Genomic DNA, 14,616 nt, shown 5'->3' with positions numbered 1-14,616 from the left:
AATGGCTGAAAATTCACAGAAACACAGTAGAAGTAAGGCGGAAGAAAATATGGATATAGACATGAAGAAAACGGGAAAGAATCAAGGGAAAAATCCCATGAAGGCACTTGGAAGATTGCTCCGATATGTCTTCAAGGAATACAAGCTGGCATGCGTTACAGTTGTGGTCAGCATACTTATATCGGCACTTGCAATACTGAGTATATCGATGTTCATGCAGAAACTTATTGATGTATATATTGAACCGATGATGAAACAGAGCACGCCTGATTATGGACCTCTCGCCCACAGGATGCTGGGGCTTGGTCTTATACTTGTGCTGGGAATCATTTGCGCATACGCGTACAACAGGATCATGGTAAATGTGACTCAGGGAACCATGAAGAGGCTCAGAGTTCAGCTCTTTGAGCGAATGGAATCTCTTCCGATATCTTTCTTTGACACACATGCACATGGAGATATCATGTCGGTGTACACCAATGATGTTGACACACTCCGTCAGGTAATAAGTCAGAGTATGCCGCAGCTTATCAACTCAAGCATCACATTTATCTCAACACTCATTGCTATGATAGTTCTTGATATACCGCTCACGGTGCTGTCAGTCGTCATGGTGCTTATCATGATAAAGGCGACGTCGAGCTTGGGCGCGAAGTCGGGAAGATACTTCATGAAGCAGCAGCAGGATCTTGGAAAGGTCAACGGCTATATAGAGGAAATGATGAGCGGCCAGAAGGTTGTCAAGGTGTTCTGCCACGAAGAAAAGGCATATGATGATTTCTGCAAGTTGAACAGATCTCTTCAGGACAGCGCCTACAAGGCAAATATGATAGCCAACATTACCATGCCGGTGAATGCGAACCTTGGAAACATAAGCTACGTTCTCTGTGCTGTACTTGGAGGTGTACTTGCAGTAAATGGCTGGTCAGGGCTTACCATAGGAACACTTGTGGCATTCCTGACGCTTAACAAGGGCTTTACGATGCCGGTTACACAGATAAGTCAGCAGATCAATGCAATAGTTATGGCGGCGGCTGGAGCTGACAGGGTATTTACCATGACAGACGAGATGCCTGAGGAGGACGAGGGCTATGTTGAGCTGGTAAATGCAAAGAAGGATGCAAATGGCAATCTCACGGAGACCAAGGAGAGAACCGGACTCTGGGCATGGAGACATAGGCATGAGACAGGTGAAGTGACATACAGGGAACTCACAGGTGAGGTTGAATTTGAGAATGTTGATTTCGGTTACAACCCGGATAAGATAGTTCTGCACGACATAAATATGTATGCAAAGCCTGGTCAGAAGATTGCATTTGTCGGAAGTACAGGTGCGGGCAAGACGACTATAACCAATCTGATAAACAGGTTTTACGATATACAGGACGGCAAGATAAGGTACGACAATATCAACATAGGCAAGATCAAAAAGCCGGATCTCAGGCGAAGCCTTGGTATAGTTCTTCAGGATACACATCTGTTCACAGGAACAGTCATGGACAACATAAGATACGGCAAACTAGATGCCACGGATGAGGAGTGCATCAAGGCTGCAAAGCTGGCAAATGCCCACGATTTCATAAAGCGTCTTCCTGACGGCTACAACACAGTGCTCACCGGAGACGGGGCAAATCTCAGTCAGGGACAGAGACAGCTGCTGGCTATCGCGAGGGCGGCGGTTGCAGATCCACCGGCTCTGATCCTCGATGAGGCTACATCATCCATTGATACGAGAACCGAGGCTATGGTTTCAAAGGGAATGGATGCCCTCATGGCGGGAAGAACGTCATTTGTCATAGCTCACCGACTTTCCACGGTCAAGGACGCGGACTGCATCATGGTCATGGAGCAGGGACGCATCATAGAGCGAGGCACCCACGATCAGCTCATTGACATGAAGGGCAGATATTATCAGCTGTACACTGGCAAGAAGGCCGTGGCTGAATAATCCTCTCCACTTTGTATCGGGGGACATGTATCGGGGGACAGGTACCTCCGTCCCCACAAGCCGCCCCAGAGGGACAGGTACCTCCGTCCCCAGATGAATAGAAATTGTATATAAAAAACAGAAAATTACTTGCAATTTAAAAATGTATGTGCTACCATAAGGGCAATTAATGGTAGTCGCAGTTAAGCTCAACGAGATGAAAGTTTCGTTGGGCTTTTTATTTTCGTAAGGAGGGGCCCGCGTAAGCGGGAGGAATCCTTGCGAAGCACGCATGCGCCCGCGCGAAGCGCTTATGAATGCGCATGCTCAATTATTTTCGTAAGGGGTACCCGCCGTCAAGGCGGGAGATTCCTTGCCGAGGAAGCGCACTGATGTGCGCGCATGTCATCAAGCTACGCTTGACGACATGTTGCGAAGTACGCATGCGCCTGCGCGAAGCGCCTTTGAATGCGCATGTTCAATTATTTTCGTAAGGAGGAAATTATTATGCCACAAAACAAATTACAGGAATTCGTATTCACAACGATCATGGCCATGTTCATGGTCTATGGAATGATCTGCTACAATGTAGCATTAAGCACAGGAGGTTTCACCAATCAGACATTTGTCATGGCACTTCATGAGATGCCGATCATGTGGCCGATAGCTATTGTGCTTGAGCTTTTCGTGGTTGGAAAGCTTGCACCAATGCTTGCGTTCAAGATCGTGAGACCGACTGACAGACCACAGGTGATAACCTTCATGATATCATTCTACATCTGCATAATGATGTGTCCAATCATGAGCCTTATAGCAACTGTTTTGTTCAAGGATTCACCAAGTGTTGGTACATTTATCCAGACATGGGGAATGAATCTCCCTGTTGCACTGCTCTGGCAGCTCTGCTATTGCGGACCACTTGTGAGATTGATATTTAGAACTATATTTAAGAAACAGCTTTCGGGAGCAGGATGCGCTGAGACATCAAATGAGCCTCAGACGGAGGCATGACAATCCGATTTGGCAAGTTTTGCTCAAAGTGTAGACAAGTTATGGGTGAGGTGTTAAAATCCGTTCAAAGCATAGGTAGAGAGGCTGTATATGGGCGAGAAATACATAACATTGGATGAGGTATGCCAAATGCTTTCAATATCGAAGGCGACAGGGCGCAACTGGCTCAGGCTTGGGAAAATTGAATCACAGAGAGCCATGACGGATGGAAAGGTGTATTTTACTGAAGATTATGTCATAGAGTTGCAGCGGTCGCTTAAAACTGGTAAGCGGAATGCACTTCGCAGCAGGCGGAACAAGGGATATGTATCCGGAAAAGGCTTTTACGACAGGTATGTATCAGAGGACTGTGAGAGCACGGATGTCGTGAAAAAGCTTGCCGGAATGCTTGCGGAACAAAATATTTGTGTGACAGAAACAGCCATGAGGGCGTTGCTTTCGGATTGCGCGCTTAAACTTCTGGTAGACATCCCGGAGACAAATGAGATACTTAGAGAGTATATAGACGGCAGACTTGACGTAGGTGTGTGGAGCATTCTGCTTGACGATATAATTCAGGACAAGAAAGAAATAGAGACATGGATAAGTGAGCATGATGATATGCTGGATATCAGCTATAAGTTTCAAAAGGGAGAGGATGTTCTCGGTCTGCTATACATGTCTGTCCGGGATATCGGTGTACGGAAAGCTGCAGGATCATATTTTACGCCAACAGAAATCGTCAGGAATATGATAATGGATATCAGTCAGGATCTGGGGGGCGGACTAAAAGGAAAGAAAGTTCTTGACCCGTGCTGTGGAACTGGCAATTTTCTAATACAGTTTTCAGAAGATGTGGATATATGCAATATACATGCATTTGATACAGATATGCTCAGTGTGCAGCTTGCACGGTTCAATTTGGCACTTACAAGGCTTGCTGGAAGGGAGAACGTGAAAGCAGAGGGTGATATACGGACTATATGTGAAAACGTAGAGTGCAGGGATTTCCTTGCGAAATCAGAGGATCGTATATCGAATACTGTGAATTATGATGTAATCATAGGTAATCCGCCCTGGGGATATAAATTTGACAGTGCAGCACAAAAGGCTTTAAGAGAAAACTATAAAACTGCGGCCGGAAGAGGTGCGGAGTCGTATGATATATTTGTGGAGCGTGCGCTGGGGCTGCTCGGAGATGACGGAATGCTGGCATTTGTATTGCCAGAGGCGGTGTTGGATGTCAGAAATCACAGCGCTGCGCGGCAGATTATAGCGAACACAACAAATGTAAGACGTGTGAGATTCCTCGACAATGTGTTTCACGGAGTACAGTGCCCGGCGGTTGCGATGCATCTCAAAAAGAGTGCGGATCCGGGACATAGCATAGGGGCAAGAATATCCAGAGCCGGTGAAGAATTTGTTATTGGTACAGACAGACCACTTGATATCGACAGATTCTTGCTGAGACTTAATGATGATGAATACAGGCTGCTTGATAAGCTTGATAAAGTAACTGATTGTATATTTTTGCGCGGACAGGCAGATTTTGCGCTTGGTATAGTGACCGGAGATAATGATAGATACCTGTCGGAAGAGTGTGCAGATGGTATGGAAGGCGTTATTACCGGTGCAGACGTGTACAGATACAGATATGGTGAGCCGGAGAGGTTCATAGCATCGGATATTTCACTTTATCAGCAGGCGGCTCCTGAACGAATTTACCGCGCGCCGGAGAAACTGATATACAGATTTATCAACCGCCAGCTTGTATTTGCCTACGATGACAGACGACATCTCACATTAAACAGCTGTAATGTGGTGATACCGCGTGTGGCGGGACTTGACATGAAGTACATTATGGCGGTGCTGAACTCTCGTGTGGCGCAGTATATATATGAAAAACGCTACAATGCGGTGAAGGTGCTCAGATCACATATAGAGTCACTGCCTATTCCGGAAACAGATGAAAATACACAACGGGATATAATCTCAAAGGTCGATGAACTGATCCTGGCGGGAACAAGTATGCATGGGACAGACCAAATTGAGCAGTATAAAGTGTATGATGAGATAGATGATATAGTGAGGAATCTGTACTCCGTCACGGATGAGGAATATGAGTTTATAAAGCAGACTTTATCCGGCAGCAAATATATGTTATAAGAGATGAAGACATATGTGATATGACATCTGCAGATAAATGCATGTGAGTCAAGGCACGGCTAATTGTGCTGATGTTAGTGTAAGATGAAAAGAGGAAGAGACTATGAACAATATACTTCTTATAAATGATATGGCAGGCTACGGAAAAGTGGCACTGTCAGCCATGATACCGATCATGTCCAACATGAAATTTCAGGTGTATAACCTGCCGACAGCCCTCGTGTCAAACACACTGGACTACGGTAAATTCGATATTCTTGAGACCACCGGCTACATGAAGAATAGCATGAGAGTGTGGGATGAACTTGGATTTGCATTTGACACTATAGCAACAGGATTTCTTGTATCCGAGGACCAGACGAAGCTGGTGGCTGAGTACTGTGAGAAGAAGAAATCTCAGGGAGCGTTTATATTTGTCGATCCGATCATGGGTGACGATGGCGTACTGTACAATGGTGTCACAGAAAATACTGTGGGATATATGAGGCAGATGTGTAAGGTTGCGGATCTGATAGTTCCAAACTGTACTGAGGCGGCATTTCTTGCGGGCAAATACACAGACAAGAAGATATTGACTATGACAGAGGCAGAGGAGCTTGCGCACACACTTCACGGATATGGAGCAAAGACAGTGGTTATAACCAGTGTAAATATAGACGGACAGACAAGCACCCTTATGCTGGACGGTGACACTGACAAGATGAATGTGTTCCCCTACACGGAGATTCCTGTGAGGTTTCCGGGAACCGGAGATATATTCTCTGCCGTACTCATTGGAAAGTACAGGGGCGGCAACAGCATAGAGGACAGTGTTCAGTCGGCCATGAAAGTTGTCGAAAAGCTCATAGATCTGAACAAGGACAATGTCGATAAGTATAAGGGAATCCCGCTTGAGCAGTACATAGAGGTGATAACAAAATGACCAGACCAAAGATAAGGATTACACTCATAGATCAAAAGGGACCACATGGCTGTCATAGAGGCCACAAGATTGGTGATTCCTATGACTTTGATACGGAGAGAGGCGAGCTCTGTCCTATGGCTATGCATGTGGCATTCCCGTATGTTGATATCCTCAGATATGGCGGAAGTATTCCGGGAAATGAGCCGGGTACAGCGGTGTTTTGCTGCCCTGATGTTGATACGATAAATGTATTCAGGATAGAGGTTATTCAGCCGGATGAGAATGAAGGGAATGAAGGATTAAAAAGTTAGGGTATATAATCGTATCTGACGAATTAAAAAATTTGTATTTAAATATATGGCAAAGATACAGCTAAAGAAGAGTGACATTGGAAGAAAAAAACGTCTTGATATAATATAATACTTTACAGAACACAGACGACATAAGTATTTGTCAGATAGTGACAGTCGTGGGTGTGATCGCAGGAACACTTATTATATTCAGGAGGTGACGCATATGTTGGTACGCAGAGAAAAATACGATATATTTGCATGGCTAATTGTGCTTGCAATGTGCGTCTCCTATCTGGGAATATACGGACTCTACAATCCGAATGTTAAAAATTATTCCGCACATTCTGTCGCATCTCTCGGCGAGAGCAGGGGGATAGAAGCAGGAAATAATGATATGCTGATGGTAGATAACACAGCCGGTCTGACAGTTCAAACGAGAAATATCAAGACTGGAAACATGGGAGAATCTCTGGAAGATACATGGATGCTTGCTGCGGTTCTTGCCGCAGTGCTGCTAAGTTTGATAGTCTGTGCATGTACACTTACTGGCAGATATGTGGAGTTGGTGTACAGCCACAGCAGGCTGCTCCTCAAATATATACACAAAAAAGATGGAAAAAAACGTCTGGAATATGCCGGTGAAGGGTATCTCAGATGAGAATTTGCATCATAGAAAGTCATAGAGAATTGTAAAATAGGATTGGGCAAATGCAGATAAAGGCGTTTGCGTATGTCATCTGAGTCTTCATTGGCAGTTTGAGACTATGTTGTTGAGAATCGACGCGAAATGCGTTCACCAGTGAAGGAGAGATAATTATGGCAATGGATATTTTAGCTTATGCGTTCGGAATCATAGCACTTGCAGCAGCAATCAAATGTTTTGTTGATGAGAACTGGGGCGAGAAGATGCATAGAAAATCAGAGGATGCACAGGATATGACTCAGGATAAAAAGGTAGCATAGATAAAATCAGATCAATTACACAATAGTGTAATTGTGTAAATAAAGATCCAACGGATATATCACATTATAGGATTTACCCGTTGGATCTTTTTATTTATGAGGAGCGTTCTTCTCGTAGTTTTTAAAACTTTATCTGCAATTAAAAACAATTAATAATTAGCTAAATTAAGTTTGACTGCAAAGCAAAAAATAACTAATATAAAATAGAAATGTAAATGGAATAAAGTGAAAAGACTGAACAATGGAGACATCATAGGGTCTATACATTTGCGGAAAAAATAATAAGAAAATTTATAATGACAGAGGACAATGTTATGAAGATTAAACCGAATGATGTTATGATTAGGTACACAGGGCGTATCGACTGGACAGATGAGGAAAAGCCGGTGTGGGTATATCCGTGTACGTCTGCGGAGATGAAATTTACGGGCAATACTCTTAAGATAAAGGTGTCCAACAGGAATAACTATTGGGACAATTATCTTGGATGTATAATCGATCAGTCGCAGAGAAGTTATCTTTTAAATAAAGAGGGAATTACGGAACTTGATATAGTTGTTCCGGATAACGATACAAATGAACATTGTGTGCTGTTCTTCAAGAGACAGGATGCATGTCATGAGGTAACAATACTTGAGTATGAGATTGGAGATGGGGAGAGACTTCTTCCTTTGAAACCGCTGTCAGGCAGACGAATAGAGGTGTATGGAGATTCGGTGTCAGCGGGTGAAGTATCTGAGGCTGTCGACTTTGTTGGAAAGGAAGACCCGGTACACAATGGCGGTTATTCTAATAGCTGGTATTCGTATGCGTGGATTACTGCAAGAAAGCTGAAAGCACAGATTCATGACATAGCCCAGGGAGGGATAGCTCTCATGGACAGGATAGGATGGTTCCAAGAGCCGAATCAGATTGGCATGGAAAGTGTGTGGGATAAGGTTCACTACAACCCTACATTTGGTCCGGTGACACAGTGGGATTTCTCCCAGTACACACCTCAGGTTGTTATAGTTGCTATAGGACAGAATGACAACCATCCGTATGATTTTATGAAAAATGACTATAACGGCAGGCAGGCGGAAACGTGGCGTGACCATTACATGAAATTTCTGGGAAAACTCAGGAAGACATATCCGGATGCACACATAATCTGCTGTACCACACTTCTCTGCCATGACTGTTCATGGGACAAGGCTATAGATGAAGTGGTTGGCAATATGAATGATAAAATGATAACTCATTATGTATATGGAAGAAACGGATTTGGAACTCCGGGACATCTCCGTATACCTGAGGCATGCGAGATGGCAACGGAGCTTGCAGAGTATATAGAAGGTCTTGAAATTGAGGGATGGAATTAAAAGCTATCATAACCTAGGGATAATATAGGATTATTAATGAGCTGATGTTCAAATATGGAGGATGAACCATGGAAAATTATGATCTTGAAAGAATAAAGTCAGTTATACAGCGCGCCCAGAGTGGACAGGAGCTGACAATAGGTTTCCTTGGCGGTTCGATAACACAGGGAAGTTTGGCGACGGAGCATGAAAATACTTATGCATACAGGGTATACAAGTGGTGGTGTGATACATTTCCACAGGCAAAGTTCAATTATGTGAATGGCGGAATCGGCGGTACGGATTCCTATTATGGGGTGTCAAGAGCGGTCACTGATGTGCTCATGTATCAGCCGGACTTTGTGGTTGTGGATTTCAGTGTAAATGATGTGGATAACATATATTGTGAAGAGACCTTTGAGGGTGTGCTGAGAAAATTGCTTTGCTGGTCATCAAGGCCGGCGGTGGTGGTACTCAATAACGTTTTCTACGACACGGGTGTAAGCACCCAGGATATTCACAACAGACTTGCAGATCATTACGGAGTGCCGCATGTGAGTGTACATGACACCATATACAGGCGGATGAAGGCGGGAGAATATAACAGGATCGACATAACCCCGGATGGACTTCATCCAAATGACAAGGGACATGGCCTGGTAGCGGATGAGATAACAAAGTTTCTTGAGAGTATTGTGGGTGATCTCATACAGTCTGAGAATTTGTCTGATGACTCAAAGACGGATACCGTAGATATTGGCGCGGACATAGAGAGAAATATACAGGATGAATCGGTCTGCTCATGTGTACTTCCTACCCTTGTCACCGCAAATGCATATGAGGGCGCAAGAAGGCTCACGATACGCGAGGTTAGCCCAAAACTTTCAGGTTTCAGAGCGGATACAAATGAGAAGATGGGCCACCTTGATCATTTCAAAAATGGATGGATCGGAACAAATGCAGGCGACAAAATATCATTTGAACTTGAGGGTAGCTGCATAGGAATACAGTACAGAAAGACAATATCAAGACCTGCTGTCAGGGCTCAGGCTGTGCTTGATGGGGACGTCGAGCATCCGGTTTTATTGGATGGCAATTTTGATGAGGACTGGGGTGACTGTCTGCATATAGAGCCTGTGCTTCATCATAGTGAGAAGAAGAAACACACACTTGAGATAACGGTTCTTGATGATGAGAGTGTGGGTACAACACCATTCTATCTTATGTCCATAATAGTTGCATGATAAGTATGCGATTAAGAGAATGATAATGTTCAGATTGGCATAGATATTTGAAGAATTAAATTAAAATAAATAATATTGTGTATTGCAATATTGGGGATAGAGGACTATTATTAGCTCAGATGTACAAAGAGGTACTGCATAATCTTGCAGTGCCTCTATTTTTTTATGATGGATTTTATATCCGTACAGATTTTTGAGGAGGATGATATTATGACACCGATGAACAATGCAGATTATCTTATCAGATTGCAGCACGCAGATGAACTTGACGCTATGAAGGCAGCAAAAAAGGCAAACGGACTCACATATGAGGCGCTGGCAGAGAAAATAGGTGTGAATAAAGTATGGCTCGCATCAGCATTTGAGGGACAGCAGTATGTGCCTGAAGAATATTGCGATAAGCTTGCAGAAGCACTGGGAATAGACAAGTCAGCCACGGCATTTCTTGCAGAGCACCCATATAAGGGCAACACGGATCCTATTCTCTACAGACTTCATGAGGTCATTGATACATATGGTCCTGCCATCAAGGACATAATCCATGAGCAGGGCGGCAATGCCATCATGAGTGCCATCGATTTTGGCCTTGACGTGGATGTGACTGAGGATGCCGAGGGCAACCACAGAGTCATCATCAAGTTTGACGGAAAACTCCTGCCATATGCCAAGAAGGGTCAGTATCCTTGGTAGAGTTGATGTGTTGACATTACAATTGTTGTAAGGTTTAATATCATGTGTGGACGGAGGGGACAGGTACCTCCGTCCACATCAACATGAAAGACGAGGACATATATAATGGAGAAGAACCTTACGACCGGCAGTGTGCCAAAGACAATGGCGTATTTTGCGCTGCCTTATCTTTTATCTTATTTTCTGCAAACATTATATGGGATGGCGGATCTGTTCATCATAGGACAGTTCTGTGGCAAGGATGCCGGGGCCACCACAGCGGTTGCAAATGGATCTCAGGTCATGCATATGCTCACGGTGATTTTGGTTGGCCTTGCCATGGGAACAACTGTTGTCATAGGAAAAGCAGTGGGGGCAAAAAAGCTTCAGGATGCCCAGGCGGCCATAGGAAATACAGTCACCATCTTCATGATAATATCAGTAGTACTTACAGTAATGCTGCTCATTTTTATAAATCCAATAGTTGCGGTCATGGATACCCCAGAGGAGGCTGTCAAAGGAATCACGGATTATCTGATAGTCTGCTTTATAGGAATTCCATTTATAACAGCATACAACGTGATAAGCTCGATATTCAGAGGACTCGGAGATTCTAAGAGTCCTATGTATTTCATTGCGGTTGCGTGTGGCCTTAATATAGCACTTGATTACATATTTATAGGTGCCTGTGGCATGGGCCCTCTTGGCGCTGCTCTAGGAACGACTCTGGCGCAGACATTCAGCGTTATAATATCATTTGTGGCGATAAGGAGAATGAATACAGGGCTGATAATTGCGAAAAATGATTTCGTTCCGAGAAGATCTGTGCTCGGAGAGATCGTAAAGATAGGTCTCCCGGTGGCAGTACAGGACGGATGCATACAGATCGCTTTCATCGTGATAACAGTCATAGCCAACAACCGTGGTGTAAATGATGCCGCCGCAGTTGGAGTTGTGGAGAAGATGATAAGCTTTATATTCATAGTGCCATCCTCCATGCTGGCGACCGTGTCCGCGCTTGCCGCCCAGAATATCGGCGCAGGAAAGCATGACCGGGCAGAACAGATACTAAGGTATGCACTGGGGATCATAGTGGCTTATGGAGTCATTGCAATAGCTGTTGTTGAACTGTTTGCACCTGAGCTCGTGGGACTTTTCAGCAAGAACAAGGTGGTTGTGACCATGGGTGTCCAGTATATAAGCAGCTATATCGTGGACTGTGTATTAGCAGGAATCCACTTCAGCTTCACCGGATATTTCTGTGCCTATGGCAAATCCTATATAGGGTTTATTCACAACCTGATAGCCATAGTATGTGCAAGAATCCCGGGATCATATCTGGCATCTGTCAAATATCCTGACACTCTGTTCCCGATGGGATTTGCGGCGCCGGCGGGATCATTTATATCCATAGTGATATGCGTGGGAGCATTTGTGTGGATGGAGAGGCGCGGTACGCTGTATAAGGCCAACTTATAAGAGATATGTATATTGGTGATAGGAATGTTTATTGTGCATTCATTTCGTAAAGGTATTTGATCGTTCGGATACAAGTGGCAGTTCATTGATCATCAGTCGTGCGGAATATCATGGAATCTTCCGTCCAGCTCTTCGGTCTTCACCACGTTGATGAATGCGTGCTCATCTATTCCACGGATCATCGGGATGAGCTCACGCTTTGCCTCAGCGTTGATGACAGAATAGATAAGGGTTTTCTCCTTCTCCTCATAGCAGCCAATTCCGGTGAATAATGTGGCGTCGTGATTTGTCAGATCTTTGATGGCATGATATATCTCATTTGATTTGTCGGAGATGATGAACAACGTTTCTTTCTTATATCTCTTATATAGAAGCTGGATCACCTGTGTGCTGCAGAACTGGTAGATGATGGAGTACAGAGCCTTTGACCAGCCGAACAGCGCTCCGGCTGCGATCAGCATCACGATGTTTCCGAGCAGTATGTAGTTCCACGCATCTATACCCTTCTGGTGGGACAGGAATATGCTGATGAAATCAGTTCCCCCGGTGCTGGTTCCAACGTTCAGGCACAGGCTGATGGCGAGTCCATTGATGAGACCGCCGAACAGGCTTACAAGCATTATGTCGTCAGTGAATACATATGATGGCAGAATATCCACAAATATACTCGACAGAAGAATGACTATGATCGAATAGAGGGTAAATCTTTTGCCGATATATTTGTATGATATGTATGTGGGAAACAGATTCAGTCCAATGTTGAACACAGCAAAAGGCACGCTTATGTGCAGAAATTTTATTCCAATGTTCTGGAGAAGCAGGGATGCTCCGGAGAACCCGCTTGGAAACAGTCCTGCGGTCTTGGCAAAGCATCGGAGATTCCATGCGTATAGTATAGATGCAAATACGACGATGAACAGGCGGAATGCCTGATAAAATCTTGGGTGTTTTAACTCTAGAGATTGAAACATAGCGGTACCTCCTTTGTAAGTGTCACTGTAAAATGCGGTTAATTTTCAAATGGGCGAACCCTCAAAGTCACGCCTAAATCCTTGCATATCTGGCGGCATAGCTCGATCTTATCCTCGGGCATGACCTTGTCAACAACTGTCATGACAACGTGTGGCACGTACCTTTTGGCAAGAACGGCAAAATCCTTGATGGCCGCGTAGGACTGGATCCCATAGCGTGATCTGGTCAGCTCAAGAAATTCATTTTCATCAGGGGCGTTCAGGGATATTGATACAGTGTCGAATCGACCCTCAAGCTCTGGTGTGACATCTCTCCCATATATAAGATTGGCAAGCCCGATGGTGTTGAGACGGACTTTGAGATTGGGATATGTGTTTTTCAGTGAATCGATCACCGCGCACACATCTTCAAGTCTCTCAAGAGGCTCGCCAAATCCACAAAATACAAGTTCATTTATGATATTCAGGTCATACTTTGAGAAAAGTTCCAGAACCTCCTCTATAGAAGGCTCGCCATCCTTCAGCCAGAGAGTATTGTTCTCCTGCTGCTTTTTTGTCTGCCTCAGGCAGAACACACAGCTGCATGGACATTTGTTTGTCATGTTTACATATATATTTTTGCCTGTGAGATCCCCGCTCTTTGCAATGTCGAGGTAACCTTCCTCACCGACTTTTCCGGTTACAGTGTATAAAACCATAGTTAGTATCTCCATATAATTAAAATTGTGATATTGCTGTGATAGAACACAGTTCAAATATACATACAATAAAAGTATGTCGCGTAAAAATGGATGAAAAATGTCATGCCTCTGTCAGGTCTTTCATGTACATTTCAAAGCACAGTCCCCAGTTCTCCGGAACATTGTTCTCAACGCAGTAGCTTATGCACTTTGATACATATGAAGCGGCCTTTTTCACGGACTCATAGACGCTGTGTCCGTTCAGATACATACCCGCAATGATGGCTGCGATCACATCTCCGGTGCCGCTCCTGTCGCCGCCGATCCTGTCAACCATGACCATCTGGAAATCCTCATCCTTGTTGTAGATGAAGTTGGCTATCTGAGTCTTATTGAAATGTATTCCTGTCACAACGATATGTTCCGGTCCCTGCTCCGCCAGGGTCATGCACATCTGCCTTAGCTCGTTCACGGTCACAGTGTGCTCCGGATATGGAAGATCAAGGAGGGTGCAAAGCTCCGTCAGATTAGGAGTGATAATGTCGGCATATTTTACAAGCTCCTTCATCTTGCTGCACATAGACGCGGTATAGGTTGGGTACAGCTTGCCGTAGTCACCCATGACTGGATCGACGATAACAAAATTCTTCTCGTTTTTAAAGTATTTGATAAAGTCGATAACTATATCAACCTGTTCCTCAGAGCCGAGAAATCCTGTGGATATGGCATCAAACTGCAGCTCCAGATCTTTGTAGGTCTGGATGTAATCCCGCATTTTTGGTGTGTAGTCATCAAAGTAAAATATAGGAAACTGTGTATGTGTAGATAGTATTGCCGTCGGCACAGTGACTGCCTGGATCTTCATGGCGGACACTATCGGTGCCATGACAGCGATGGAACATCTTCCGAATCCTGTAACATCATTTATTAGAGCGATTTTTTTCTGCATCTTAGTTCTCCAAATTCAATAAATATAGTAAATTTTATCAT

The 14,616-nt window shown here is 44.3% G+C and carries 14 protein-coding genes; 11 read left to right on the top strand and 3 right to left on the bottom strand.

The features are described from left to right. Position 1 precedes the first annotated feature (1 nt). The 11 genes from NQ536_RS12000 to NQ536_RS11950 all read left to right on the top strand — a co-directional run bounded on the left by NQ536_RS12000 (position 2) and on the right by NQ536_RS11950 (position 11,975). Entirely contained in the window at positions 2 to 1,948 is a 1,947-nt protein-coding gene (locus NQ536_RS12000; RefSeq protein WP_004850379.1) for an ABC transporter ATP-binding protein, read from the top strand. A 486-nt stretch (positions 1,949 to 2,434) separates the two neighbouring features. After that, positions 2,435 to 2,938, top strand: coding sequence for a hypothetical protein (locus tag NQ536_RS11995; protein WP_022057994.1), 504 nt, complete (start codon positions 2,435 to 2,437; stop codon positions 2,936 to 2,938). 90 nt (positions 2,939 to 3,028) lie between these two features. Continuing rightward, positions 3,029 to 5,083 (top strand): TaqI-like C-terminal specificity domain-containing protein, encoded by a 2,055-nt coding sequence (locus NQ536_RS11990; protein ID WP_004850382.1) that lies wholly within the window; start codon positions 3,029 to 3,031, stop codon positions 5,081 to 5,083. Between the two features lie 103 nt (positions 5,084 to 5,186). Then, positions 5,187 to 6,005 carry a pyridoxamine kinase gene (locus NQ536_RS11985; RefSeq protein ID WP_004850384.1) on the top strand — a complete coding sequence of 273 codons (819 nt, stop codon included), beginning with the start codon at positions 5,187 to 5,189 and terminating at the stop codon, positions 6,003 to 6,005. Continuing rightward, positions 6,002 to 6,298: a TIGR04076 family protein gene (locus NQ536_RS11980; protein WP_004850385.1), complete on the top strand. Its 297-nt coding sequence runs from the start codon at positions 6,002 to 6,004 to the stop codon at positions 6,296 to 6,298. Before NQ536_RS11985 ends, NQ536_RS11980 begins: the two co-directional genes overlap by 4 nt. A 205-nt stretch (positions 6,299 to 6,503) precedes the next feature. After that, entirely contained in the window at positions 6,504 to 6,938 is a 435-nt protein-coding gene (locus NQ536_RS11975) for a hypothetical protein (protein ID WP_004850386.1), read from the top strand. 158 nt (positions 6,939 to 7,096) lie between these two features. After that, the gene (locus NQ536_RS11970; protein WP_004850387.1) at positions 7,097 to 7,243 is read left to right on the top strand and encodes a hypothetical protein; all 147 of its coding nucleotides are present in this window, start codon (positions 7,097 to 7,099) and stop codon (positions 7,241 to 7,243) included. 314 nt (positions 7,244 to 7,557) lie between these two features. Continuing rightward, entirely contained in the window at positions 7,558 to 8,604 is a 1,047-nt protein-coding gene (locus tag NQ536_RS11965; RefSeq protein WP_044997908.1) for an SGNH/GDSL hydrolase family protein, read from the top strand. Between the two features lie 68 nt (positions 8,605 to 8,672). Further along, positions 8,673 to 9,827 carry an SGNH/GDSL hydrolase family protein gene (locus NQ536_RS11960; RefSeq protein ID WP_004850389.1) on the top strand — a complete coding sequence of 385 codons (1,155 nt, stop codon included), beginning with the start codon at positions 8,673 to 8,675 and terminating at the stop codon, positions 9,825 to 9,827. 210 nt (positions 9,828 to 10,037) lie between these two features. Then, complete coding sequence (gene cynS, locus NQ536_RS11955) at positions 10,038 to 10,517, top strand: cyanase (protein ID WP_049937706.1); 480 nt, start codon at positions 10,038 to 10,040, stop codon at positions 10,515 to 10,517. A 105-nt stretch (positions 10,518 to 10,622) separates the two neighbouring features. After that, a complete protein-coding gene (locus tag NQ536_RS11950; RefSeq protein ID WP_004850394.1) occupies positions 10,623 to 11,975 on the top strand; it encodes an MATE family efflux transporter in 1,353 nt (450 codons plus the stop codon). A 92-nt stretch (positions 11,976 to 12,067) separates the two neighbouring features. Here NQ536_RS11950 and NQ536_RS11945 read toward each other — a convergent pair whose 3' ends face one another. From NQ536_RS11945 to NQ536_RS11935, 3 genes are all read right to left on the bottom strand, one after another. Further along, a complete protein-coding gene (locus tag NQ536_RS11945; RefSeq protein ID WP_004850397.1) occupies positions 12,068 to 12,946 on the bottom strand; it encodes a YitT family protein in 879 nt (292 codons plus the stop codon). Between the two features lie 38 nt (positions 12,947 to 12,984). Beyond that, positions 12,985 to 13,644, bottom strand: coding sequence for a TatD family nuclease-associated radical SAM protein (locus NQ536_RS11940; RefSeq protein ID WP_022058356.1), 660 nt, complete (start codon positions 13,642 to 13,644; stop codon positions 12,985 to 12,987). Between the two features lie 103 nt (positions 13,645 to 13,747). After that, positions 13,748 to 14,575: a pyridoxamine kinase gene (locus tag NQ536_RS11935; protein WP_004850400.1), complete on the bottom strand. Its 828-nt coding sequence runs from the start codon at positions 14,573 to 14,575 to the stop codon at positions 13,748 to 13,750. Positions 14,576 to 14,616: the final 41 nt, after the last annotated feature.

It is taken from the genome of Coprococcus eutactus (assembly GCF_025149915.1).
GTDB classification, from domain to species: Bacteria; Bacillota; Clostridia; order Lachnospirales; family Lachnospiraceae; genus Coprococcus; species Coprococcus eutactus.
This window is presented reverse-complemented; position numbering and strand designations above follow the sequence as displayed.

Excerpts from the sequence above, each read along its gene's own strand:
- NQ536_RS12000 (WP_004850379.1), top strand. The coding sequence starts at position 2 with ATGGCTGAAAATTCACAGAAACACAGTAGAAGTAAGGCGGAAGAAAAT.
- NQ536_RS11995 (WP_022057994.1), top strand. The coding sequence starts at position 2,435 with ATGCCACAAAACAAATTACAGGAATTCGTATTCACAACGATCATGGCC.
- NQ536_RS11990 (WP_004850382.1), top strand. The coding sequence starts at position 3,029 with ATGGGCGAGAAATACATAACATTGGATGAGGTATGCCAAATGCTTTCA.
- NQ536_RS11985 (WP_004850384.1), top strand. The coding sequence starts at position 5,187 with ATGAACAATATACTTCTTATAAATGATATGGCAGGCTACGGAAAAGTG.
- NQ536_RS11980 (WP_004850385.1), top strand. The coding sequence starts at position 6,002 with ATGACCAGACCAAAGATAAGGATTACACTCATAGATCAAAAGGGACCA.
- NQ536_RS11975 (WP_004850386.1), top strand. The coding sequence starts at position 6,504 with ATGTTGGTACGCAGAGAAAAATACGATATATTTGCATGGCTAATTGTG.
- NQ536_RS11970 (WP_004850387.1), top strand. The coding sequence starts at position 7,097 with ATGGCAATGGATATTTTAGCTTATGCGTTCGGAATCATAGCACTTGCA.
- NQ536_RS11965 (WP_044997908.1), top strand. The coding sequence starts at position 7,558 with ATGAAGATTAAACCGAATGATGTTATGATTAGGTACACAGGGCGTATC.
- NQ536_RS11960 (WP_004850389.1), top strand. The coding sequence starts at position 8,673 with ATGGAAAATTATGATCTTGAAAGAATAAAGTCAGTTATACAGCGCGCC.
- cynS (WP_049937706.1), top strand. The coding sequence starts at position 10,038 with ATGACACCGATGAACAATGCAGATTATCTTATCAGATTGCAGCACGCA.
- NQ536_RS11950 (WP_004850394.1), top strand. The coding sequence starts at position 10,623 with ATGGAGAAGAACCTTACGACCGGCAGTGTGCCAAAGACAATGGCGTAT.
- NQ536_RS11945 (WP_004850397.1), bottom strand. The coding sequence starts at position 12,946 with ATGTTTCAATCTCTAGAGTTAAAACACCCAAGATTTTATCAGGCATTC.
- NQ536_RS11940 (WP_022058356.1), bottom strand. The coding sequence starts at position 13,644 with ATGGTTTTATACACTGTAACCGGAAAAGTCGGTGAGGAAGGTTACCTC.
- NQ536_RS11935 (WP_004850400.1), bottom strand. The coding sequence starts at position 14,575 with ATGCAGAAAAAAATCGCTCTAATAAATGATGTTACAGGATTCGGAAGA.